Consider the following 22,718-nt stretch of genomic DNA (forward strand, 5'->3'; position numbering starts at 1 on the left):
CGTCCCCTTCCGACCACGCCCCGTTCCGTGAGATGGAACCGGAAGGGTTCCATCTCACGGAACGCCGGCTCAGGTGACGGCCAGGCGCCGCTGGTACCGCTCGTCGCGCCAGCGCTCCTTCTCCAGCACCTCGGCCAGCGTGGCGACCGCGTCGTAGACGTCGGCGAAACCGATGTAGAGCGGGGCGAAGCCGAAGCGCAGGATGTCGGGGGCGCGGAAGTCCCCATGGACGCCGCGGTCGATCAGCGCGCGCATGACCGGGTAGCCGTCGGGGTGGCGGAGGCTGACCTGGCTGCCGCGGCGCTCCGGGTCCCGGGGGGTGACCAGCTCAAGCCCGTACGGCGCGCGGAGCTCATCGGCCAGGTCGATGAAGAGCGACGTCAGGGCCACGCTCTTGGCCCGGACCTGCTCCAGGTCCACCCGTTCCCAGATGTCCAGCGACGCGTTGAGCGGGGCGTAGGACAGCACGTGCGGGGTGCTCACCGCGAAGCGCCGGATACCCTCCGCGGGACGGTAGCCCGGCTCGAACGCGAACGGCGCCGCGTGGCCGTGCCAGCCGGTCAGCATGTGCTCGGCCCGGTCGTGGTGCCGCGGGTTGACGTAGACGAACGCGGGAGCCCCCGGGCCGGCGTTGAGATATTTGTAGGTGCAGCCGACCGCGAAGTCGGCCGCCGACATGTCGACCTGGAAGGCGCCGGCGCTGTGGCACAGGTCCCAGATCATCAACGCGCCCGCCGCCTGCACCTTCGCGGTCACCGCGGCGGTGTCGTGGCGCTCTCCGGTCCGGTAGTCCACCTCCGACATCAGCACGCAGGCGACGTCGTCGCCCAGCACCTCGTCGAGGACCCCGATGTCGCGCACCTCGTAGCCGCCCAGCGCCTTGACGAGGCCCTCGACCATGTAGCGGTCGGTCGGGAAGTTGGCCAGGTCGGAGATGATCACCCGGCGGCCGGGGCGGAGGCCCAGGGCGGCCGAGACCGCCTTGACGATGGCGATCGAGGTGCTCTCGCCCACCACCACCTGTCCGGGGCCCGCGCCGATCAGCGGGGCCAGGCGGTCGCCGGTGGTCAGCGGCAGGTCGAACCAGCCGGCGGAGTTCCAGCCGCCGACCAGTTGCCGGCCCCACTCCTCCTCCACGACACGCGCCGTGGCGGCCACGGCCGCACCGGGCATGGCGCCGAGCGAGTTCCCGACCAGATAGATCGTCCCGTCGGGCAGGACGAACTCGTCCCTGAGGTGCTTGAGGGGGTCGTCCGCGTCGAGGGCGACGCAGTCCGCGCGGCTGATGGTCACGAATCATCTCCCGGTCAGGTGCTTACCAGCCTCTCCATCATCCGGCATCGGCGAAGGTCAGAGCATCGGAAGGTTCCGGGACATGGAACTTCCGCTCGACATGGCGGGCCGGACGGCGCCGGACCCGCCAGGCGGGGACCGTGATCTGCTCGGGCCGTTCGAGCGTCGTGACGTGTGAGGCCACGGCCGCCACGGCGTCCCGGTCGCAGCCGGTCAGCACCACGGTCAGCCCGGCGGGCAGCCCCCGGAGCAGATCCGCGAAACGGACGCGCTCCCCGGCGGTCATCCCGGCCATCGGCTCGTCCAGCAGCAGCAGCCGGGGCCGCGAGGCCAGCGCCACGGCGATCTCCAGCCTGCGGCGGGCTCCCGGCGGCAACCGGTCGGTCGCCTCGCCGGCCTGCTCGGCGAGACCCGCGGCCCGGAGCAGGTCGAGCACCTCGACCGTCAGGGCGTGCCGCCGGTCCTGCGGGGGCGGGACGGGCCGCCCGCCGCGGCCGTGCGCGCCCAGCGCCATCGCCACGTGCTCCACGCAGGTCAACCCGGCCACGGCGGTGCCGTGCTGGAAGGTCCTGGCGATGCCGGGCCGGCGGCTCTCCGGCAGGTCGGTGACGTCGTGCCCGTCGTACTCGACGCGGCCCCCGGTCGGCCGGATCACCCCGGCGATGAGCCGCATCACCGTGGACTTGCCGGACCCGGGCGGTCCGACCAGCCCGCGGCGCTCGCCCCGGCGGACCGCCAGGTCCATCCCGTCCACGGCCTTGACCGTGCCGAAGCGCATCGTCACCCGGTGCAGCGACAGCACGGGGTCACCGGCCGAGGAACCGGGCGGCGTTGCCGCCGAGCAGCTTGGCGCGGGCGCCGTCGGAGAGGAACCCGGCCCCCCGGATCAGCGATCCCGCCGGTGACTCGCCCAGCGGGTAGGGGAAGTCGGAGCCGAGCATGACGCGGTCCTCCCCCATCGTGTCCACCAGCAGCCGCAGCGCCCGCTCGTCGAACACGACCGAGTCCACGCTGAAGCGCTCCAGGTAGGCGGAGGGCGGGAACTCCGAGACCCCGACGAGGTCGTTACGGCGGTGCCAGGCGTTCTCGAAGCGGCCGAGCCAGAAGGCGAACGAGCCGCCGCCGTGCGCGAAGCAGATCCTCAGGGAGTCCGGCACCCGGTCGAAGACGCCGCCCAGGATCAGGGCGAGCACCGACAGGTGCGTCTCGGCGGGCATGCCGACCAGCCACTGGGCCATCCAGCGCCGCAGCCGGGGACCGTCCGGCATGTCCCACGGGTGGACGAAGACGGGCGCGCCCACCGCCGCGCAGTGCTGGAGGAACTGGACGATCCCCTCGTCGTCGAGGTCACGGTCGCCGACGTGGTTGCCGATCTCGACGCCCGCGTGCCCGGCGGCCAGGCAGCGGTCCAGCTCGGCGCAGGCCAGGTCGGGGTCCTGGAGCGGCACCTGGCAGAACGGCACCAGCCGCTCGGACGCGCAGATCTCCAGCGCCAGGTCGTTGAAGACCCTGGCGACCCCGGCGGCCTGCGCCGCCGGGCGTTCGTAGGAGAAGAACACCGGTGTCGGCGAGACGACCTGGACGTCCACCCCGTCGGCGTCCATCTGCTCCAGGCGGGCCGAGGGGTTCCAGCAGTCGTCCTGGATCCGCCGGAACTCCCGGTCGCCGAGCAGGATCATGGCCTCCCGCTCGGACTCCACCCGGAGCCGGGGCGCCCCCGGCCAGCCGAGGTCCGGCCAGCCCTTGGGGACGTGGTGCGTGTGGACATCAATGATCAAGGGTTATCCCTTGCCCGGGTGCAGCGCGCCGCAGTCGTCGCAGGTGCGGGCCTTCTCGTCGTCGTAGAAGGCCTGGAAGATCGGCGGCAGGTCGGCCACGATGTCGCGGACCTGGAGCTCGACCTCGTGGACCACGGCGCTGCACTCCTGGCAGTACCACCGGAACTTCTCCAGCACGCCCTCCGGCCTGATCCGCTCCACCAGGAAGCCGACCGACCCCTCCTCGGGACGCTGCGGCGAGTGCGGCATGTTCGGCGGGAGCAGCCACATCTGGCCCTCGCGGACGTGGACGGTGTCCGGCCCCTCGGGTGTCATGACGTTGATGTGCATGTTGCCGCGGACCTGGTAGAAGAGCTCCTCGTACGGGTCGACGTGGAAGTCGGTCCGCGCGTTCGGGCCGCCGACGACCATCACGATGAGGTCGCTGGAGTCCTCAAAAATGATCTTGTTGCCGACCGGCGGCTTGAGCAGGTGGGCGTGCTCGTCGATCCACTTGTTGAAGTCGATGGGGGGGATCACTGTCGCTCCTCCGGTCGGTGGGCCACGGCCTGAATCTCGATGAGCAGGTGGGGGTGGGGCAGTTGGTGGACGGCCACGGTGGTGCGGGTCGGACCGGCCTCGTCGAAGTACTCCGCGTAGACCGCGTTGTAGCCGCCGAAGTCGTTCATGTTCACCAGGTAGGCGGTGATCTGGACGAGATCGCTCAGGTCGGCCCCGGCCGCCTTGAGGATGTCGCCGATGTTCTCTATCACGGCCCGGGTCTGCTCGGCGATGTCGAGCGTGACCGTGCCGAACTCGTCGGCCGCGGCTCCGGCGATCGTGTTGTCCGGCCTGCGGGAGCTGGTGCCGGACACGTAGAGGAAGTCTCCGGCCCGCTTGACGTGCGGGAACCTCCCGCGCGGGGTGGCCTTCCCCTTGATGACGAGCCCGTCGGTCACGGCTGCCCCCCGGACGCGGTGAAGGAGACCGAGCCCAGGTGCTGGATCTCCGCTCTGACATGGGCTCCGGGGGCCAGCGGCTCGGCGGGCGTGGCGGCGCCGGCGAGCAGGATCCACCCGGGCTCCAGGACCACCCCGTTCGCCCCGGCGAGGCGCGCGGCCTCCGCGACGGCCCGGCGCGGGTCTCCCAGGACGGCGCCGGTGGACCCGGTCTGGACGGGGCGGCCGTCGATCTCGAAGACGACGCCGAGGTTCCATCGGGCGGGATCGTAGGGCTGCCACGGGCCGACCACGTAACCGGCGGCCGAGGTGTTGTCGGCGATCACGTCCGGCAGGGAGAACCGGAAGTTCTCGTAGCGCGAGTCGATGACCTCGATGCCGGGGGCGACCGCGGCGACGGCGCCGGGCGCGAGGGCGTCGGCGACCGTGGCGATGCGGCGGCCGATCAGGTAGACGACCTCCGGCTCGACACGGGGATGGATGTAGCCCGATATATCGGCGTATGAGCCGTCAAGGATGGCCGACGACTCCGGAACACGACCGAAGATCACGTCATGCACGCCCATCTGGCGGCGCTTGCCCTCGCTGGTGAAGCCCAGCTTCACCCCCGACAGCCGGTCGCCCCGCTCCAGCCGGAGCCGGAGCAGCTCCTCCTGGACCCGGTAGGCGGCGGTCACGTCATAGCCCTGCTCGGGCTGCGGCACCGCGCGGGCGGTGCGGGCTGCCTCGTCCAGCACGGCGGCGAGCTTGTGGATGTCGGTCACGGGGTCCCCTCCTCCCTGACGGAGCCGGGAACACCGGACGCGGAGCCTTCCCCGCGGCCGGAGCCGAATGCCTTCCTCACGGGGTCTCCTCCTCCCTGACGGAGCCGGGAACACCGGACGCGGAGCCTTCCCTGCGGCCGGAGCCGAATGCCTTCCTCATGAGGTTCCCTCCGCGCGTGCCAGGTCCAGTGCGATGTCCACGATCATGTCCTCCTGGCCGCCGACCATCCGGCGGCGGCCCGCCTCGGTCAGGATGGTCCGGGTGTCGACCCCGTAGCGCGCCGACGCCGCCTCGGCGTGCCGCAGGAAGCTGGAGTAGACCCCGGCGTAGCCCAGCGTCAGCGTCTCCCGGTCCACCCGGACCGGCCGGTCCTGCAGCGGCCTGATCAGGTCGTCGGCCGCGTCCATCAGGGCGTGCAGGTCACAGCCGTGCTCCCAGCCCATCAGGTCGGCCACCGCGACGAACACCTCGATCGGGCAGTTGCCCGCGCCCGCGCCCATCCCGGCGAGGGAGGCGTCCACCCGGCAGGTGCCGTTCTCCACGGCCACGACCGAGTTCGCCACGCCCAGTCCCAGGTTGTGGTGGGCGTGGATGCCGATCTCGGTGCCCTCGTCGAGCACCGAGCGGTAGGCGCGGACCCGGTCCCGGACCCCGTCCATGGTCAGCCGGCCGCCGGAGTCGGTCACGTAGACGCACTGCGCGCCGTACGACTCCATGAGCTTGGCCTGCCGCGCCAGCTCGTCGGCCGGCGCCATGTGGGACATCATCAGGAAGCCGGCGACGTCCATGCCGAGCTCGCGCGCGGTGGCGATGTGCTGGGCGGAGATGTCGGCCTCGGTGCAGTGGGTGGCGACCCGGACCGAGGTCACGCCGAGCGCGTGGGCTCGCCTGAGGTCGTGGATGGTGCCGATGCCGGGCAGCAGCAGCGTCGTCAGCCGCGCCCGCCGTACGGCTCCCGCGACCGCCTCGATCCACTCGTCGTCGGTGTGCGCGCCCGCGCCGTAGTTGAAGCTGCCCCCCGCGAGACCGTCGCCGTGGGCGATCTCGATGGCCGCCACGCCGGCGGCGTCCAGCGCGGCGGCGATCTCGGCGGCCTGGGCCGTGGTGTAGCGGTGCCGGATGGCGTGCATGCCGTCCCGCAACGTCACGTCCTGGACGTAGAGCCTCACGCGCTCACCCCCGTGTCCACAGTCTGTCCGGTACGGCCCGGCAGTTCGGCCAGCCGCTCGGCGGTGCGCAGCGCGGCCGACGTCATGATGTCCAGGTTCCCCGCGTAGGCGGGCAGGTAGTGGGCCGCGCCCTCCACCTCCAGGAAGACGCTCACCTTGGTCCCGCCGCCCCGCCCGCCGTCGGGCAGCGGTTCGCCCTCCGGGATCCTCTCGAACTGCACGTCCTGCTTGAGCCGGTAGCCGGGTACGTAGTCGCGGACCTTCTCCACCATGGCCCGTACGGCTCCCGCCACGGCGGCCTCGTCGCAGTCGCCGACCAGGCAGTAGACCGTGTCACGCATGATCAGCGGCGGCTCGGCCGGGTTGAGGACGATGATCGCCTTCCCTCTGGCGGCCCCGCCGACCTCCTCGATCGCCCGGGAGGTCGTCTCGGTGAACTCGTCGATGTTGGCGCGGGTGCCGGGGCCGGCCGACCTGGAGGCGATCGAGGCGACGATCTCGGCGTACCGGACGGGGACCTGCGAGGCCACCGCCGCCACGATCGGGATCGTCGCCTGCCCGCCGCAGGTGACCATGTTGAGGTTCCGCTCGGCGAGATGGGCGTCCAGGTTGACCGGAGGCACCACGTAGGGCCCGACGGCGGCGGGGGTCAGGTCGATGACCCGCTTGCCGTGCTCGCCGAGCACCCGGTCGTTGTGGAGGTGCGCCTTCGCCGAGGTGGCGTCGAGGACGACGTCCACGCCGGCGAACCCGGGCAGCCCGACCAGGCCCTCGACCCCCTCGTGGGTGGTCGCCACCCCGCGCCGGCGGGCGCGGGCGAGGCCGTCGGAGTCGGGGTCGATCCCCGCCATGGCGACGACCTCGACCCGCTTGGACAGCAGTGCCTTGAACATCAGGTCGGTGCCGATGTTCCCGGAGCCGATGATCGCGATCTTGATCCGCCGTGCGCCCCGGCCGGGCTCGTCGTGGGTCACGAGAAGACCGCCCGCACCGAGCCGAGGCCGTCGATGGCGACCTCGAACACGTCGCCGGGCTCGACGGCCACCACCGGGCCGAGCGCGCCGGTGAGCACGATGTCCCCGGCGCGCAGCGGGAAGTCCCTGCCGCCCAGCGCGTTGGCCAGCCAGACGGCGGCGTTGAGCGGATGCCCCATGCAGGACGCGCCCGCGCCGGTGGACACCTCCTGACCGCGCCGGCTCATGGTCATCCCGGCCAGGCGCAGGTCCAGACCGGTGAGCGGGACGGGCGTGTTGCCCAGGACGAAGGCGCCGCTGGAGGCGTTGTCGGCGACGGTGTCCACGAGCGTGATGTCCCACCCCGCGATCCGGCTGTCCACGATCTCGATCGCGGGCAGCGCGAAGTCGACCGCCCGGATGACCTCGGCCACCGTGAAGGGGCCGCCCACCAGGTCGCTCTTGAGGACCAGCGCGATCTCGGCCTCGGCCCTGGGCTGCAGGAAACGGCCGGTCGGGATGGGCAGGCCGTCGAGGAAGGCCATGTCCGCGAAGAGCATGCCGAAGTCCGGCTGGTCCACGCCGAGCTGGCGCTGGACCGCCTGGGAGGTCAGGCCGATCTTCCGCCCGACCAGCCGCCGTCCGTCGTGCAGCGCCCGCCTGGTGTTGATCTCCTGTACGGCGTAGCCGGTCTCGGCGGTCCGGCCCGGCAGCGTCTCCCGCACCGGCGGGCAGGGCCTGCCGCTCCGCGCCGCCTCCAGTAACCGGTCGGCCGCCTCGACGAGCACGTCGGTGGCCTCGCTCCACTCAGTCATGTCCCGGCTCCAGCTTGATCGTGATCGTGGTGGGTTCGGAGTAGAAGTCCAGCGAGTGCGTGCCGCCCTCGCGGCCGATGCCCGACAGCTTCACCCCGCCGAACGGGGTGCGCAGGTCCCTCAGGTACCAGGTGTTGACCCAGACCAGTCCGGCCTCCAGCGACCCGGCGACCCGGTGGGCCCGGTTCAGGCTGGAGGTCCAGACCGTCGCCGCCAGGCCGTACTCGCTGTCGTTGGCCAGCTCGACGGCCTCGGCCTCGGTGTCGAACGGCGTGATATGGCAGACCGGGCCGAAGATCTCCTCCCGGTTCACCCGGGAGTCGCGCGGGAGCCCGGTCAGCACGGTCGGCTCGACGTAGTAGCCGCCGTCGCGGTCGTCGCCGAAGCGCGGCACGCCGCCTCCCGCCCGGACCTCGGCTCCCTCGTCCTTGGCCAGCTCGTAGTAGGAGAGCACCTTGTCCCGGTGCTCGGCCGAGATCATCGGCATCATCGTGGTGTCCTCGTCGGCGGGACGCCCGAACTTCAGCCGTCCCGCCCGCTCGGCCAGCCTCGCGGTGAACTCCTCGAAGACGGACCGCTCCACGTAGAGCCGCTCGGTGCACAGGCAGACCTGGCCGCCGTTGGTGAAGACCGAGCGCACGCTCCCCTCGACGGCCGCGTCCAGGTCGGCGTCGGCGAAGACCAGCCCGGCGTTCTTGCCGCCCAGCTCGAACGAGACCGGCTTGACCCGGTCCGCCACGCTCTTCATGATCGTCGATCCGGTACGGCTCTCGCCGGTGAAGGTGACCGCGTCCACGCCCGGGTGCTCCACCAGGAACTGGCCGGTGGAGCCGCCGCCGAACCCGTGCACGACGTTGAGGACGCCGGGCGGCAGCCCGACCGAGGCGGCGATCTCCGCCAGCACCGCGACCGAGCCCGGCGTGTGCTCGGAGGGCTTGACCACGATGGTGTTGCCCGCCACGAGCGAGGGGCCGATCTTCCAGGTCGCCAGCAGGAACGGCAGGTTCCACGGCACGATCACCGCCACCACGCCCAGCGGCCTGCGCACGGTGTAGCTCAGCACGTCCCGCAGGTGGAACGCGCTCTCCGGGCGCTGGGCCGCGATCTCGGCGAAGGACCGGAAGTTGGCCGCGCCTCGCGGGATGTCCAGCGTGCGGGTCTGCGTGATCGACTTGCCGGTGTCGGCGATCTCCGCGGCCACCAGCTCCTCGAACCGCTCCTCGATCGCGTCGGCGAGACGGCGCATCCAGGCGGCCCGTTCCGCCACCGGCAGCGCCGCCCATCCCGGCAGGGCCGCGCGGGCGGCGGCGACCGCCCGGTCGACGATGGCCCGGTCCGCCTCGTGGACCCGGCGGACCGGCTGGCCGGTCACCGGGTCGTGCGTGGCGAACATCGCGCCCTCGGCGACCGGCACCCCACCGATGAAGTGGGTCACCTGGTCAGACAAGACTTCTCCTCAGGGTAGGACCCCTCTTGGTCACTAGATACGGGTATAGAGGTGAAGGCGGTTTATCGGCAACAATGCGTTCCGTGAAACGGAACCCCGACCGCCTCTCGGTCCTGGAGAAGTCCTGGCTCGTGCTCGACTCGTTCCGCCCCACGGGAGGCCCTCTCCGCCTGGCCGACGTCGCCGAACGCTGCCACCTGCCCAAGACCACCGCCTTCCGGCTGCTCACCGAGCTCACCGAGATCGGCGCGATAGCCCGCCGTGAGGACGGCTACTACCTCGGCCGCCGCCTCTTCGAACTCGGTTGCATCGTGCCCCTCGAACGGGATCTGAGACATGCGGCGCTGCCTTTCATGCACGACCTCTACGAGGCCACCCATGAAACCGTGCACCTGGGCGTGCGCGACGGGCTGGACGTCGTCTACGTCGAGAAGATCCGCGGCCAGGAGACCTTCGCCCTGCCCTCCCGCGTCGGCGGCCGACTCCCCTTGACCTGCACCGGGATCGGCAAGGCCCTGCTGGCCTACTCCGGCCCCGACCTGATCGACGAGGTCCTCGGCCGGCCCCTGCGCCGCCTGACCCCCCACTCGATCGTGGACCCGCAGCGCCTTGAGGAGACCATCGGCCAGATCCAGGCGGCGGGCCTGGCCTACGAGCGCGAGGAGGCCCAGCTCGGCGGAGCCTGCATCGCCGCCCCGGTGTTCAGCGACGGCATGGCCGTCGCCGCCCTGTCCGTCTCCGTCCCCCTGGCCCGCTTCCAGCCCACCCGCCTGGCCCCCGTCGTCAAGGCCGCCGCCCTGGGCATCTCCCGCGCCCTGGCCAGGACCATCTGACCGGCCGGAACGGGCACCGTCCCCCTGCCGTCCGGACGGGGTCGGCGGCCGCCGATGAGAGATGCCAGGAGCCACCCGGTCGACCCCTGGCATCTCGTCAGGCGTGGCGACGCCGTCCCTCCAGATCCCACGCCGCCACGCCCGTTCTACCGGGCTCTTCCGGACAGCAACGCCGTCCAGATCACCCGAGCCTCATTGACCGGCCACCGTGGGGACTCGTCCACCTGACGGTCGCCGTCGAACTGTGTCGTCCGGCGGATGAAGGCCCGGCCGCCGCCCTCGCACAGCTCGTACACCGTGGCCCGGCACGCGCATGTCCATGCCGTCGGCCGCACCCGTTCCAGCGTCCGGTACGGCCTGCGCCAGTCCAGGCGGACATGATTCCGCTGGGCCATCACTACATGCGGGCTCACGCACTCTTCCTCCAGTCCGATCACGACATCTGCTCCGCGATCGGCTCCGACGAGGTATGCGCCTGCTGGAGTTCTTCGCGCCGATGCGCGACACAGCGCGCCGCCGCAGCTGGGTTGTCCACGCCGTAGGCCGTGTAGAGCCGCCGCCTCGTCTTCGGTGACAGGTGACCGGTCCACCACCGGTAGACCGTGCCATCCGTCCAGACGAGCAACTCACGCCAGACCGACACCAGGGCGACGCCGTACCCCGCGTGAACGTCGGCACGGACGCCAAGAGCCGCAAGTTCGGTTCGCAGTCTCTCCGCAGCGGCGCAAGCAGCGCGGGGAGCATCGGATCTCACCGTTTCGGAAGGGATGGCGACCATGCGAACAGCATCACGGAGAGTTAGCGATGACTCCAGATGCGTGATGTGGCACTTGGAGATCGTGACCACGACGCCTGCCACACAAGGTGGCAGTTAGATCAGGACTCGATCCCCAGAAAGCTCGCGATCTCGGCGTGCTCGGCCCGCAGCGCCCGCGATCGGTCCTCGATGAGCTGGTCGACCACGCGCCGGGCGAACGACTGATACTTGAACCAGTGCGGCACCCGCGTCCGTAGGTCATGGAGGATCGCCCACGACTCGGTCGTGTTGCTTTCGGCGGCGTGGGCACTGGCCACGTCGAGCATGTACCGGTACCGCGTGCTGCTCGACAGCTTTCCCGATGGCCGGACTCCCTCATGGATCTCCAGAGCCCTGGCGCTCTTCCCCTGGACCACGGCGTACTCGACGGCCTTGATCTGGATCAGCTCGGGAGAGAAACCGGCGAAGGTGGACGCCCCCCGAGCCGCCCACAGCGCGGGAGCCTCCAACTCCCGTCCCTCGATGCGATGAGCGCCCGCCCGAGCGAGCGTCAGCATCTCCTCGGCGTCGGCTCCCTGGTTGTTGCGTACGGCCGCCGCCGACGCCCACAGCAGCAGCCATCCCCAGGTGGCGAACTCCGCCGGGTTGCCCGTCGAGAATCGCGGTTCGATGGCCTCAGCGGTCGTCAGCGCAGCGCGCCGGGAGTCCTCCAAGCGGCCCTCGCGCAGGAACAGCCAGCACTCGTTGAAGACGTTCCACGCACCCAGCAGCGGGTCATCGGCCCGCTCGGCCGCCGTGATCCCCTCAGAGATCGCCTGGTAGGCGAGGTCGTACTGCTGGAGCTGGATCAGCGCCTGGGCGGAGAACTGGAAGGTCTGCGACAACAGCGTCAGCGCGGCGCGTTCCTCATCCCCGCTTCGCGCGCCGGCCACCAGTGAACGAGCCTCCAGCAACAGCGGGGGAATCGTCTGCACGACCGCCCGGTAGTCGTCCTCCCGATACAGCCCGTTCGCCGCCAGGAACGAGGCCCGCACCGACTCATAGGTGACCGGGCCGTCAAGATCGGGCATCTGGATGCCTGCCAGCCCGCGCACCGGCTTGAGCGTCCGGCGCAACGCGAAGAGGTCCGCGTGCACGGTCTCATCCAGCGGCGACACCGGTTCCGGGGAAGGCCGGAACAGATCGGAGGTCCGTACATTCAACGCCTGCGCCAGCTTGCGCAGCGTCGACACACGGGCGCTCTTGCGGTCACCCTGCTCAAGCTTGCGAATCGTGGACACGCTGACGCCCGAACGCTCCTCCAGGTCCTCTTGTGTGAGTCCCTTACTCACTCGAATGCGCGCCAGGTTGTCACCGAGGGCTGGTTCCACCGCCATGATCCAGAACACCTCATCAGGGGTCGGCCTGCCTTCAGGGTAAATCCCGACTCGCGGATTCATCCCCCTGAATGACGATCAGGTGTCGTAAGAGCCGCCGCCGGGCTCGGAGAACCCGATGCGGCTGGGGTAGTAATCGACGTATCCCGCGCCTCCACCTTCTGCCTCCCATGTTTCCTCGATGAGGCCGAACACGCAGCCGTGGGGCTCAACGCGGAAGAGACGACGACATCTGGCATGGATCGTGTGCGCACAGCCTGCGTTTTCTCTACGCTGAGATCAAAGGAGGTGGCATCGTGGCAACACCGGACACAGGCCCGGGGGCTGGGCTGATCAACGACTTCCGCTATGTCACCCCTCTTTACACCAAAGGGCAGGCAGCGGATCTGATCGACGTTCCTCGCCAGACCTTCCGCAACTGGGCCGTCGGATACGTCTACAAACGCATCGACCAGCCAGTCGTGGCCGCCGAACCACTGGTGACCACCGCTGGAGCCCACGGGGCGACGGTGCCGTTCGTCGGACTCGCCGAGGCCTACATGCTCGCCGCCTTCCGCAGCGCGAAGGTTCCGATGCAGCGCATCCGCCCCGCGATCCGCTGGCTGGAGGAGAACATCGGCCTGGAGCAGGCACTCGCCAGTGAGCGCCTGATGACGGACGGGGCCGAGGTGCTGTGGGACTTCAAGGAGCACACCGACGACCCGGCCGAGCGGGAGGCGGTGGACGGGCTGGTCGTGGCGCGCAGCGGGCAGCAGGTCTTCCGTCCGGTCGTACGTGACTACCTGCGACGCGTCACCTACCAGGACGGCTGGATGAAGGTGATCCACCTCTCCGGTTACGGACGGGTGGACGTGACCGTGGATCCATGGATCAACGGCGGGCAGCCGACCCTGACACGCCGAGGCATCCGGGTGGCCGACGTCCTCAGTCGTCTGCGAGCGGGAGAGGGAGCCGGTGATGTCGCCGAGGACTACGACCTGCAACTGAACGAGGTCGAGGCGCTTCTCCCACAGGCCGCGTGAGGTCCGGACGGTGGCAGTCGAGGCACGGACGTCCGGACTGACCTTCTTCCTCGACCGTGGGCTGGGTTCACGCATAGTCCCCAACACCCTTCGTGAAGCCGGATGGGTCCTGGAGACCATGGATGAGCGATACGGCAAGGACGAATCCCAGCGGATCGCCGACACGCAGTGGATCGAGGAGGCGACCATCCGGGGCGATATCTTGCTCTGCAAGGACCTGGCCATCACCCATAACCTCGTCGAGGCCCGAGTCATCTACATGAGCGGTGCGCGCATCTTTGCTCTCGCGAAAGCCGATGTCGTCGGCAGGGAGATGGCCGACCTCTTCCTCGGCAACGAGTTCCGGATCATCAACGCAGTCCGGCGAGTGACCGAGCCGTTCGTTTTCGCGGTCAGCCACAACGGTCTGCGCCGGACTCGCGTCAGATATCCGGTGACCGGCACGGATCTCTAGAAACTGATCATCGACATTTTCGCTTCTCCGCGCCAGAAGCCTTCGCAATCGAGGGAGGAGCGCATGGCGGACAGCACTTGGACCAGCGTCTCTGCGCCCTATGTACGACCACGGAAATCAGGAGAACCAGATGCGTGGGCCGAGGAGGCCGCTCAGCGCGGTCACGTCGGTACGCATCAACTTCGCGAAGTATGCGAGGTTCAGCCACCACACGAGGTTGCCCAGGCACTCAACCTCAGCCAGGGAGACGTCGCGGTCGTCAGACGTCGGCTGGTGTTGCTGGACGGACGGCCGATAGAGCTCACCGACTCCTACTACCCTGTGGCGATCGCCGGCGGCACGCCGCTCGCCGAGGCGCGCAAGATCCCTGGCGGAGCCATCACCATGCTCGCCAAACTCGGCCATGAGCCGCGCGAGACAGAGGAGGGCATCAGGGCACGCCCCGCGACAGATCAAGAGCGACAGCTGCTCGAGATTCAGCCGGAGGAGTGGGTCTTGGTCCTTACCAGGATTCTGCGAACCAACGACGGCGCGCCAATTGAAGCCACCGTGATGACGATGATCGCCGATGGCCGCGAACTGCGTTACAAAATGATCATGTGATGGGAGGCTCAACAATGACGAGCGACCGCCTGGGCAGATACCGCTCCTGGCCGGGAATTGGCTGAGATCATCTCTCAGTTCGCCTGACCCATCGACGTGGAGATGCCGATGCTCCCGCAGCCGTTGTCCGAAGAGGAGATCGCCGCCCATCTGGCCGGGCTACCGGGATGGGAGCGCGAGGACCACGCCATTGCCCGCACCTTCAAGCACACGTATCACGAGTGTGCGCACATGGCGATGTACGTCGCGGCCAAAGCCCGAGAGGTCGGCCACCACCCCGACATTCACATCACCTGGCAACGGATCCGCTTCGTGATCACCACTCACGACGCCGGAAACCGCCTCACAGTCAAGGACTTCGAGCTCGCGCACCACATCGATGCGATCGCCGCCGGCCACGGTGCCGAATCTCCCGTTTTCCCGGCGAGGCCGAACAGGCGGTTGTGAGCCAGGCGTTTCAGCGGAGCACTCGCCTCACGGGTGGGCTGGAGGCGGCCGTCCCTGCGCGGCCGACCTCTCGACCTCTGCGGAGAGGTCGCAACTCTTCCGGCTCAGTGGGTATGCGGTTTTCTGATCGTCCAATCCGATCAGTCCTCAGGGAGGATCCATGGAAGCCCGCACCGAGACGGTTACCGTCGCCGACGGCTCGTTCGACCTGCACCTGTGGCTGCCGGAGAGCGGCGGCGGCCCCGTCGTCCTGCTGATCCCGGAGATCTGGGGGGTCGGCCCCTACATCCGGAAGGTCGCCGAGGACCTGGCGGAGCTCGGATACGTCGTCGGCGCGCCTGACCTGTTCTGGCGGCTGCGGCCCAACTGGGTGGCCGACCACGACGAGGCCGGGCTGGCGGCGTCGTTGAAGCTGGCCTCCGGGTTCGACGTCCCGCACGGTGTGGCCGACTCGGCCATGGCGCTGGCACACCTGAAGGGGCTGCCCGAGGCCGGGGGCGGGGCCGCGGTGATCGGATTCTGCCTGGGCGGCTCGATCAGCTACCTCCTCGCGGCCACCGCCGAGGTGGACGCGGTGCTGTCGTTCTACGGCTCCGCCGTACCGGACGCCACGGGCCTGATGGAGAAGATCACTGCCCCGGTCCTGTTCGTGTTCGGCGGCTCGGACCCCTACATCCCCCGCGAGCAGGTCGCCAAGGTGGAGGAGGCCGCGGCGGGACGGCCGGGCATCGAGACGTACGTCGCCGAGAAGGCCGGGCACGCCTTCCACAACCACGAGGCCCCGCAGTTCTACGACCCCGAGGCGGCGCCGGTCGCCTGGGCGCGCGCCGTGGAGTTCCTCAGACGCCACCTCGGGTGAGCCCGGCGGCCGGGGCCGCGAGGACGGGGTCGCACGGCGCTCCCGCGCGAGGAGGGCGCCGACCTCGGCGGCCGGGGACGCAGGGGCGGGCGGGACCCACGGCGCCCGGCTGGGGCCCTTGCTCGGAGGTCACCTTCCCGTACCCCCGGGAGCCGTCCGGCGGGCGGCCGCCCCCGGCATCATTGCCCCATGCAGCAGGTGTGGGACGCATGGGGAAATATCATCATCGCGGCGGTTCTGGCGGTTCCGCCGGCCCTCATCGCCGCCCGCCTGCTGACCCTGCGCCGCCTCCGCGCGGGCCATCCCTTTCCGGTCCGTACGGCCGTCGCCGACGTCGTCATGGTGGTCGGGACCGCCCCCTGGATCTGGATGATCCTCACTCCGGGGGCGGGTGGCAGCGGCCTCAGCCTCATCCCGCTCAGGGATCTGTGGACGGTGCTTCAGGGACCGGCTGAGACGGCGTTCGTGCAGGTCGGAGGGAATCTGCTGGTTTTCGCCGCGCTCGGCGCGATGCTCCCGGTCCGCTCGGCGCGCTGCGCGTCGCTCGCCGGGGTCGCCGCCGTGGCGGCGACCGCGTCACTCGCCGTCGAACTCCTCCAGTACGGCCTGCGCCTGGGCCGGGTGAGCTCCGTCGACGATGTGCTGGTCAACACGGCGGGTGCCGTACTGGCCGCGGCCGTCACGCGCCGGTGGTGGGCCCGGCGAATAGTGGATGGGACCGTTCCACGGTAACGGACCGGGAAAACCCCCGGAGATCGCCACACAGGCACGATCCGCTCAAAAGAAGCACGGTACCAACCTCTGCATCTGTGCGATCGTGGACAAGATGGGGCAAGTTCTCTGGAGACGCCAAACCCGGTTGGTGACAGAGGGTGATCAAACGTGCAGCAATCCCCGGTTCCTCCCGAGCCCCCGATCTATCGGCGCATCGCCGACGGGCTTCGCGAAGCGATCCTGTCCGGCGAGCTCCGAGACGGGGACCGGCTTCCGGGCGAGAACGCCCTGATGGCGCAGTACGGCATAGCCCGCGCGACCGCCAGGCAGGCCCTGTCCGTGCTCATCAATGAAGGACTGGCCGTGCCCAAGCGCGGCTCAGGAGTCTACGTCCGCCAGTTCCGGCCGATCAGGCGGCACGGTTCCCGGCGGCTCTCACATGATCAATGGGGGCAGGGCCAGGCGATCTGGGACTCCGACACCAGAGGCCGCCCCTACACCGTGGACGACGTGAACATCGACAGGGAGGTCGCCGAGGACACCGTGGCCCGAGTCCTGAACAGCACCGAGGTGTGGGTCCGGCGGCGACGCTACTCGGTGGACGGCAGGCCGGTGCAGCTCTCGGTCTCCCACTTCCCCGCCACCCTGGTGGACGACACCGCCATCACACAGCACGACACCGGCCCGGGAGGCGTCTACGCGCGCCTGGGCGACCTCGGCCACACCCCCGTGCGCTTCAGCGAGGAGGTGCGCGCCCGTATGCCCCATCCGCACGAGACCGTCCAGCTCGACCTGCCGGCCGGTACCCCCGTCATCGCGATCGGCCGGATCGCCTACACCGCGTCCGGCCTCCCGGTCGAGGTCAACGAGATGATCCTCGACGCCGCCTCTTATGTACTTCAATACGATTTCGACTCATAGATCAAGGCCATCCGTCAACCGGTAGGTTGACCTGTCCCCTACGATCATTGATTTCTCTAGAGAAGTGCCTCACCTTCGGAAGTGGAACGTCACGCAGACGGACCTGGGCGCGGGGAAGGTGCATAGATGTCATTCGACCGGCATCTGGCGGAAATCGCCCGGGAGTTCCCCGACTGGACGATCTGGCGGAGCGACGCGGGTCGGTGGTGGGCTACCCGCCACCACCCGCTGACCCCCGCCCAGCGTGACATCGGCTGCGCGATGACCATCGACGCGGACGAACCGGAAGGACTGCGAGAGCAGTTACACGAACAACAGGACCGTTCCGACGGAAGGGATTCCTGGTAGCCGCCCGGTGCCCGGGTCAGCGGATCTCGCGCGGCCCCGGCGCCGGGCCCCCAATCGCGGAAGCCCCCGACCCTATCGGGGGCGGGGGCTTCCGCTTGATGTCAGCGGCCGCGGGGCTGTGGAATGTCGCCGGCTCCACCCGCGGCGGACACGGCCGTCACTTCCGTGCGGCGTACTCGTCGTTCTCCTTGGCGACCCGGCCCAGGTGCACGTCGGTGTCGTCCAAGATCTCGGTACGGCGGTCGCCGGCGAAGTGGTCGTCGCGGTCCTCGGGCTCGTCGTCCACGATCACCCGGACGGCCTCGACGTCGGACTCCACGTCGGCCTCGGCCCCGGGTCCGGGCTCGGCCCCCTGGTCGGCACTCTGGTCGGGCCCGGCGGTCGCCTCGGCCGGAGCGCCGTCCGCCGGGACGGCCACGACGGCGGTCTGGACGGGAAACTGGGGGAGCACGGAGCCCTCGTCGACCAGGGCTCCGGCGGCGTTCTCACGGTGGATCAGGTCCCCCAGCACGGCGCCCATCTCGTTGAGACGGCGCATGACCTCGCGGTGGGTGTCGGTCAGGTAGGAGACCCGGCGGCCGGTGGTCTCGTCCAGGACCGTGGAGCGCTGCTGGGCCGCCGTCAGCATGGCGTGGGCCTCGGCGGCGGCGGAGGACACGGTGGACTCCGCCTCGGCCCGGGCGCTGCCCAGGGTGGACTCCGCCTCGGCCCGGGCGCTCTCGATCGTCCGCTCCGCCTCGGCCCGGGCCGAGGTGACCATCCGGTCGGCTTCGGCGCGGGCGCCGCGCAGGGTCTCCTCGGACTCCGTGCGCGCCGCGTTGAGGGTCTCCTCGGCGTCGCCGCCGGCCTGGGCGAGCATGTGCTCGGCGGCGGCGGTGGCCTCGGCGACCCGGCGCTCGGCCTCCTGCTGGGCGGCGTTCATTATGCCCTCGGCCCGTTCCAGGGCCGAGTTGACCAGCCGATGGGCCTCTTCGGAGGCGTCCTCGCGCAGCTTGCTGGCCTCGGCGTCGGCGACCTGCTTCTTGGAGGCCGCCTCCTCCTCACCCAGCTTCAGGATCTGGCTGAGCCGCTGGCCGAGTTCGTCGTAGTCTTGCGGGGCGTCGGAGAGTCTCCGCCGGGCCTCGGACAACTCGATGCGGCCCTGCTCGGCCTGCTCGATCGCCCGCGCGAGCCGTTCCTCCAGATCACGGATCTGGTGGCGGTTGCGGTTCATGTAGTCGTGAACCTGGCGACGGTTGTAGCCGCGCATGACGACCTCGAACGAGTCCTCATGCATCAGATCGGGAAAGCTCTCGTGCTGATTTGTCATAGCGCTGCCCGTGGAGGTTGTGTGGCGGGAAAGGAGACGTCAGGAGACGACTTTCCTGCTTACTGTCCAAGTCCGCAACCGGAACGCCCGACCTGCGTGCGGAAATATCGGACAAGCTCACTCACCGTAACATCAATCACATGGACATCAGCCCCTACATCGCCGCCCTCGACGGTGACGCGACCCCGCAGATCCACCCAGAGGCATACATCGCCCCCGGCGCGGTGGTCGTCGGCCGGGTACGCCTCGGCCGTGCCGCGAACGTCTGGTACGGCTCGGTCCTCCGCGGCGACGACGAGGTCATCGAGGTCGGCGAGGAGTGCAACATCCAGGACCTGTGCTGCCTGCACGCCGACCCCCGCGAACCCGCCGTGCTGGAACCCCGGGTCAGCCTGGGCCACAAGGCCATGGTGCACGGCGCCCACGTGGAGACCGGCGCGCTCGTCGGCATCGGCGCGATCGTGCTCGGCGGGGCCCGGATCGGCGCGGGCTCGCTCGTCGCGGCCGGCGCCCTGGTGGGGCCGGGAAAGAGGATCCCGGCCGGGGTGCTCGTCGCGGGCGTGCCCGGAAAGATCATCCGCGAGCTCACCGACGACGACCGCGACTCCTTCGCCCGCACCCCCGGCAACTACATGGCCAAGGCGGCGCGGCATCGGGCGGCCGTCCCCGTCACGGGCGACACGGGTGCTGATCGCTGACGCGCCGGGAGGGCATGGGTAACATGACCGCCGTGCGGCAGTGGGACTGTTTCGACGCCATCGAGAGCGATGTGCGCGCCATGGTCGCCGACCACCGGTGGGCGGCGCTCCCGTTGCCCGCGCGCGCCCAGGCCGTCGCGCTGCGCACCCTGGCCACCCCGGACGGCGGACGCTGGCTGTTCGGCGCGCACGCCCGGTGGTACCGGCAGGATCCCGCGGACGGCCGCTGGCACCTGGCCGCGCCACCGGCCGACCCGGGCTTCCGGGCGGCGGCGCAGGTGATCCAGGTCACCTCGATGATCTCGCCCCACCTGGTCCCGGGCGGCCCCGACTTCACCTCGGACCGGGGGTCGGTCCAGGGGTTCGTCGGCCCGGACGTGCCCCCCGAGATCACCGAGCGGGTCCGCGAGCTGGTCATCGCCCAGCGTGGCAGGCGCAGGGAGGACTTCCCGCTCACCGGGCCGTTCGCCGACCTCTTCGCCAGGGAGGTCGCCAGCCCGGTCGCGGCGGTCTGGGGCACGCTCATGTGGTGCGCCTACGCCCCGGCGTTCGACGGCAACGAGGTGCTGCTGTCGATGTTCGGGGAGTTCCTGGCCCGCCCGCTCCCCGGCGACGAGTGGGTCCGCTGGCTGCCCCCCGCCTCGCTGGACGATCTGGTGGCGCTGTACGGCGAGCGGGTCCGGGCGGGTCACCCCGAGGCCGGTCTCCGGCTGGTCGCGCTGATGGCCGACACCGCCGACGCGGTCCGCGGCGACCGGCGCTTCCGCCCCCGGGCCGAGGTCCTGCTGACCATGATCGAGCCGGTGCTCCGCCGTACCGGCCCCGATCCCTCCGTCGCCCACTACGGTGACGACGCCGTACGGCAGGCATGGCTGTCGCGCTGCCCGCTCCACGTGACGCTGCCGGACTCCTCCCCTGGGGAGCATTTCCAGCACACGCTCTACGACCTGGTCCAGGCCCTGGGGTTCCTCGTCCCGAAGGGCGCCGACCCCCGGGCGGTGGCGGCCTCGCTCCTCGCGGCCGACCTGGCGGCGTCCGCGCCCAGGGCGGCCGACACGCTCTACCCGTGGCTGGATCCGGAGCTGCGGCACATCCTCCATGTGGTGCTCACCGACCCGTCGCACCCGCTGCGGGGATGCTGGCCGCGCTCGGGCGAGCTGCACTCCGCGCTCCATCCGCCGGACCGGGCCTCGGCGGCGGCCCTGCTGGGCGCCGCCTACGCCACCGGGCTCGCGTGGTGCCGTCTGAGCGGGACCACGGTGCCGGAGCGCGGGTTCGCCACGGCCTCGGCGCTCGTGCATCGCCTGACGCACGAGCGGGACGATCCGATCCCGGGCATATCAGGGACCTTCCCCCGCCACTTCTGACAAGCGCCAGCATACTTAAACCACAAATGGAGTTATTTTCTCCTTACTCTCCTTATATCCCTGTATCCCCTCACGCATCGGCTGATTGCCTGAATCGTGATCTCGCAATCGGGAAATGATCCTTCTGAGGGCGTGAGCGTGCCGGAAGGAATGGTCCCGATGGGCCATGGGCACGAAAGACCGCCCGCCGTAACCTCGAAGTGGGTGTGGGCTGCGGAAGGAAGGACGACGCGGTGGGGCACGACGACCTGGACTCTAGGGTCCACGACCGTGTCGCGTTGGACGAGATCGCGCTCTATGCCGAGGTGCTTACCGCCGTCGCCATCAGCGAACGGCCACTCACCTTGGCGGAGCTCGACAACGCGCTCGGATTGAGTGCTTCGGCGATCTGCTGAAGCCGATGAGAGAACCGTCCAGACGACCTAGTCCCGGACTCCTCGACAGGGGTCCGGGACGTGGTTCGGAAAGATGGTCCGGTGACTAGTCACGAACGGACGAGGCGGGCGATCGCCGCCGAGGCCTCCTTGACCTTCTCCTCCGCCTCCGGGCCGCCGGTGCTGATCGCGTCGGCGACGCAGTGCCCGATGTGGTCCTCCAGCAGGCCGAGCGCCACCGCCTGGAGCGCCCGCGTGGCGGCTGACACCTGTGTCAGCACGTCGATGCAGTAGGCGTCCTCTTCGACCATCCGCTGCAGGCCCCGGATCTGTCCCTCGATCCGCCGCAGCCGGGTCAGATAGGCCTGCTTGTCTCCGCTGTACCCATGCATGCCCCAACGGTACCCGGGCCGGGCTCAGCGGGAGGTAGCCGCGATCAGTTTCTCCCACTGCTCGGCCACCGAAGGCGCCGAATAGGCGGCCGCGGCCCCCAGCGCGCCGGCCGCGAGCTCCCGGCGCCGGCGCTCGTCGTCGATGAGCGCGAGCAGCGCCGAGGCGTACGCCTCGATCTCGTCCCCGCCCTCGGGGACCAGGACCCCGCTGCGGCCGTCGGTCACGAACTCGCCCGGCCCCCTCGGGCCGTCGAAGCCGATCACCGGCACCCCGCTGGCCATCGCCTCGATCACGGTCATCCCGAGCACCTCGGTCCGGGAGGTCGTCGCCACGATCGACGCCTTGGCGAACTCGCCGGCCAGGTCGGAGGTCGTGCCCATGAAGTAGACGTGGTTGTGCAGGTTCAGGTCCTGGACCAGGTCGCGCAGGCGCCTGTCCTCCGGGCCGCCGCCGTACAGGCGCAGCCGCCAGTCGGGACGCCGGCCGGCGATGGTGGCGAACGCGCGGATCAGCCGGTCGTAGGACTTCGCCGGCACCAACCGCCCGCCCGCGGCGACGATGCGGTTGTCCATCCGCGAGCGCGGCCAGGGACCGGGGGGGAGCGCGTCCGGGATCATCCGGACCTCGATGCCGGCCGCCAGCAGGGTGTCCCACTCCTGACGGCTCTTCTCGGTGGCCGTGGCGACCGCGTCCAGGCGGGGGTAGAACCTCTTGATCGGTCCGGGCACCGGCGGCCGGCCCCACTCCCGGGCGATCCGCACGACGTCGCGGGGCGCGTGCCGGGCCACCTGGATGCTCAGCCCCGGCCTGGTGCTGATGATCACATCGGCCTTGAGCGCGCGCAGCCGCCGCCACAGCGCGACCTCGGCGCGCATCTGCCCCTGCGGCAGCAGGTGCCGCACACCGGGCTGGGCGTCGACCAGCCAGGACAGCGTCACCCCCGGCTCCACCGGGAAGAACGGCCTCTCCCTGTGGCGCCGGACGCTGATGATCTCGACCTGGTGGCGTTCGGCCAGCTCCCCCGCGAGGTTGACGACCGACCGGACATCACCCCGCATGCCGTCGACGGAGGGGAGGAGCAGGCA

The 22,718-nt window shown here is 70.2% G+C and carries 27 protein-coding genes; 11 read left to right on the forward strand and 16 right to left on the reverse strand.

The features are described 5' to 3' along the window. Positions 1 to 69: 69 nt before the first annotated feature. The 10 genes from kynU to BM085_RS30880 all read right to left on the reverse strand — a co-directional run bounded on the left by kynU (position 70) and on the right by BM085_RS30880 (position 9,158). The gene (gene kynU / locus BM085_RS30835; RefSeq protein ID WP_093890366.1) at positions 70 to 1,293 is read right to left on the reverse strand and encodes a kynureninase; all 1,224 of its coding nucleotides are present in this window, start codon (positions 1,291 to 1,293) and stop codon (positions 70 to 72) included. 37 nt (positions 1,294 to 1,330) lie between these two features. Beyond that, positions 1,331 to 2,095: an ABC transporter ATP-binding protein gene (locus BM085_RS30840; RefSeq protein WP_093890367.1), complete on the reverse strand. Its 765-nt coding sequence runs from the start codon at positions 2,093 to 2,095 to the stop codon at positions 1,331 to 1,333. Positions 2,096 to 2,099: 4 nt separating this feature from the next. Next, positions 2,100 to 3,071 carry an amidohydrolase family protein gene (locus BM085_RS30845; protein WP_093890368.1) on the reverse strand — a complete coding sequence of 324 codons (972 nt, stop codon included), beginning with the start codon at positions 3,069 to 3,071 and terminating at the stop codon, positions 2,100 to 2,102. A 3-nt stretch (positions 3,072 to 3,074) separates the two neighbouring features. Beyond that, a complete protein-coding gene (locus BM085_RS30850; RefSeq protein WP_031157922.1) occupies positions 3,075 to 3,590 on the reverse strand; it encodes a 3-hydroxyanthranilate 3,4-dioxygenase in 516 nt (171 codons plus the stop codon). After that, positions 3,587 to 4,009 carry a RidA family protein gene (locus BM085_RS30855; RefSeq protein ID WP_086578063.1) on the reverse strand — a complete coding sequence of 141 codons (423 nt, stop codon included), beginning with the start codon at positions 4,007 to 4,009 and terminating at the stop codon, positions 3,587 to 3,589. The genes BM085_RS30850 and BM085_RS30855 overlap by 4 nt, the downstream gene beginning before the upstream one ends. Further along, positions 4,006 to 4,773, reverse strand: a complete 768-nt coding sequence (locus BM085_RS30860) for a 2-keto-4-pentenoate hydratase (RefSeq protein WP_093890369.1) — start codon at positions 4,771 to 4,773, stop codon at positions 4,006 to 4,008. The genes BM085_RS30855 and BM085_RS30860 overlap by 4 nt, the downstream gene beginning before the upstream one ends. Before the next feature lie 156 nt (positions 4,774 to 4,929). Then, a complete protein-coding gene (dmpG, locus tag BM085_RS30865) occupies positions 4,930 to 5,943 on the reverse strand; it encodes a 4-hydroxy-2-oxovalerate aldolase (RefSeq protein ID WP_093890370.1) in 1,014 nt (337 codons plus the stop codon). Continuing rightward, the gene (locus BM085_RS30870; protein ID WP_093890371.1) at positions 5,940 to 6,917 is read right to left on the reverse strand and encodes an acetaldehyde dehydrogenase (acetylating); all 978 of its coding nucleotides are present in this window, start codon (positions 6,915 to 6,917) and stop codon (positions 5,940 to 5,942) included. Before BM085_RS30870 ends, dmpG begins: the two co-directional genes overlap by 4 nt. Then, positions 6,914 to 7,711 (reverse strand): 2-keto-4-pentenoate hydratase, encoded by a 798-nt coding sequence (locus BM085_RS30875; RefSeq protein ID WP_093890372.1) that lies wholly within the window; start codon positions 7,709 to 7,711, stop codon positions 6,914 to 6,916. The genes BM085_RS30870 and BM085_RS30875 overlap by 4 nt, the downstream gene beginning before the upstream one ends. Continuing rightward, a complete protein-coding gene (locus BM085_RS30880; protein WP_093890373.1) occupies positions 7,704 to 9,158 on the reverse strand; it encodes a 2-hydroxymuconic semialdehyde dehydrogenase in 1,455 nt (484 codons plus the stop codon). The genes BM085_RS30875 and BM085_RS30880 overlap by 8 nt, the downstream gene beginning before the upstream one ends. A gap of 74 nt (positions 9,159 to 9,232) precedes the next feature. On the opposite strand from BM085_RS30880, the gene BM085_RS30885 reads away from it, so the two are divergent. After that, positions 9,233 to 9,991, forward strand: coding sequence for an IclR family transcriptional regulator (locus BM085_RS30885; RefSeq protein WP_012895467.1), 759 nt, complete (start codon positions 9,233 to 9,235; stop codon positions 9,989 to 9,991). 146 nt (positions 9,992 to 10,137) lie between these two features. Here BM085_RS30885 and BM085_RS30890 read toward each other — a convergent pair whose 3' ends face one another. The 3 genes from BM085_RS30890 to BM085_RS30900 form a co-directional block, all read right to left on the reverse strand. Then, on the reverse strand, positions 10,138 to 10,404 hold the full coding sequence (locus BM085_RS30890; RefSeq protein WP_143121137.1) for a hypothetical protein: 267 nt from the start codon (positions 10,402 to 10,404) through the stop codon (positions 10,138 to 10,140). 20 nt (positions 10,405 to 10,424) lie between these two features. After that, positions 10,425 to 10,769, reverse strand: a complete 345-nt coding sequence (locus tag BM085_RS30895; RefSeq protein ID WP_093890375.1) for a hypothetical protein — start codon at positions 10,767 to 10,769, stop codon at positions 10,425 to 10,427. 98 nt (positions 10,770 to 10,867) lie between these two features. Then, on the reverse strand, positions 10,868 to 12,124 hold the full coding sequence (locus BM085_RS30900) for a helix-turn-helix domain-containing protein (RefSeq protein WP_177245359.1): 1,257 nt from the start codon (positions 12,122 to 12,124) through the stop codon (positions 10,868 to 10,870). Positions 12,125 to 12,420: 296 nt separating this feature from the next. On the opposite strand from BM085_RS30900, the gene BM085_RS30905 reads away from it, so the two are divergent. The 8 genes from BM085_RS30905 to BM085_RS30940 all read left to right on the forward strand — a co-directional run bounded on the left by BM085_RS30905 (position 12,421) and on the right by BM085_RS30940 (position 17,492). Continuing rightward, a complete protein-coding gene (locus BM085_RS30905) occupies positions 12,421 to 13,146 on the forward strand; it encodes a DUF433 domain-containing protein (RefSeq protein ID WP_093890377.1) in 726 nt (241 codons plus the stop codon). Between the two features lie 10 nt (positions 13,147 to 13,156). Further along, positions 13,157 to 13,600, forward strand: coding sequence for a PIN-like domain-containing protein (locus BM085_RS30910; protein ID WP_093890378.1), 444 nt, complete (start codon positions 13,157 to 13,159; stop codon positions 13,598 to 13,600). 63 nt (positions 13,601 to 13,663) lie between these two features. Continuing rightward, a complete protein-coding gene (locus tag BM085_RS30915; RefSeq protein WP_093890379.1) occupies positions 13,664 to 14,203 on the forward strand; it encodes a GntR family transcriptional regulator in 540 nt (179 codons plus the stop codon). Positions 14,204 to 14,311: 108 nt separating this feature from the next. After that, positions 14,312 to 14,650, forward strand: a complete 339-nt coding sequence (locus BM085_RS30920; RefSeq protein WP_093890407.1) for a 4a-hydroxytetrahydrobiopterin dehydratase — start codon at positions 14,312 to 14,314, stop codon at positions 14,648 to 14,650. A gap of 160 nt (positions 14,651 to 14,810) precedes the next feature. Beyond that, complete coding sequence (locus tag BM085_RS30925; protein WP_093890380.1) at positions 14,811 to 15,509, forward strand: dienelactone hydrolase family protein; 699 nt, start codon at positions 14,811 to 14,813, stop codon at positions 15,507 to 15,509. Positions 15,510 to 15,698: 189 nt separating this feature from the next. After that, a complete protein-coding gene (locus BM085_RS30930) occupies positions 15,699 to 16,241 on the forward strand; it encodes a VanZ family protein (protein ID WP_093890381.1) in 543 nt (180 codons plus the stop codon). Positions 16,242 to 16,391: 150 nt separating this feature from the next. Continuing rightward, the gene (locus BM085_RS30935; protein ID WP_093890382.1) at positions 16,392 to 17,144 is read left to right on the forward strand and encodes a GntR family transcriptional regulator; all 753 of its coding nucleotides are present in this window, start codon (positions 16,392 to 16,394) and stop codon (positions 17,142 to 17,144) included. 126 nt (positions 17,145 to 17,270) lie between these two features. Beyond that, positions 17,271 to 17,492, forward strand: coding sequence for a hypothetical protein (locus tag BM085_RS30940; protein ID WP_093890383.1), 222 nt, complete (start codon positions 17,271 to 17,273; stop codon positions 17,490 to 17,492). Between the two features lie 157 nt (positions 17,493 to 17,649). Here the strand turns inward: BM085_RS30940 and BM085_RS30945 are convergent, their stop codons facing one another. After that, positions 17,650 to 18,768, reverse strand: coding sequence for a hypothetical protein (locus BM085_RS30945; RefSeq protein WP_245789792.1), 1,119 nt, complete (start codon positions 18,766 to 18,768; stop codon positions 17,650 to 17,652). Positions 18,769 to 18,941: 173 nt separating this feature from the next. Between BM085_RS30945 and BM085_RS30950 the strand changes: the two genes are divergently transcribed. Next, positions 18,942 to 19,499, forward strand: coding sequence for a gamma carbonic anhydrase family protein (locus tag BM085_RS30950; RefSeq protein ID WP_093890385.1), 558 nt, complete (start codon positions 18,942 to 18,944; stop codon positions 19,497 to 19,499). Between the two features lie 14 nt (positions 19,500 to 19,513). Further along, positions 19,514 to 20,866 carry a hypothetical protein gene (locus tag BM085_RS30955; protein ID WP_245789793.1) on the forward strand — a complete coding sequence of 451 codons (1,353 nt, stop codon included), beginning with the start codon at positions 19,514 to 19,516 and terminating at the stop codon, positions 20,864 to 20,866. Positions 20,867 to 21,350: 484 nt separating this feature from the next. Here the strand turns inward: BM085_RS30955 and BM085_RS30960 are convergent, their stop codons facing one another. After that, positions 21,351 to 21,632 carry a metal-sensitive transcriptional regulator gene (locus BM085_RS30960; RefSeq protein WP_031157959.1) on the reverse strand — a complete coding sequence of 94 codons (282 nt, stop codon included), beginning with the start codon at positions 21,630 to 21,632 and terminating at the stop codon, positions 21,351 to 21,353. Positions 21,633 to 21,656: 24 nt separating this feature from the next. Next, on the reverse strand, positions 21,657 to 22,691 hold the full coding sequence (locus BM085_RS30965) for a glycosyltransferase (RefSeq protein ID WP_245789794.1): 1,035 nt from the start codon (positions 22,689 to 22,691) through the stop codon (positions 21,657 to 21,659). Positions 22,692 to 22,718: the final 27 nt, after the last annotated feature.

It is taken from the genome of Streptosporangium canum, assembly GCF_900113865.1.
GTDB lineage: Bacteria > Actinomycetota > Actinomycetes > Streptosporangiales > Streptosporangiaceae > Streptosporangium > Streptosporangium canum.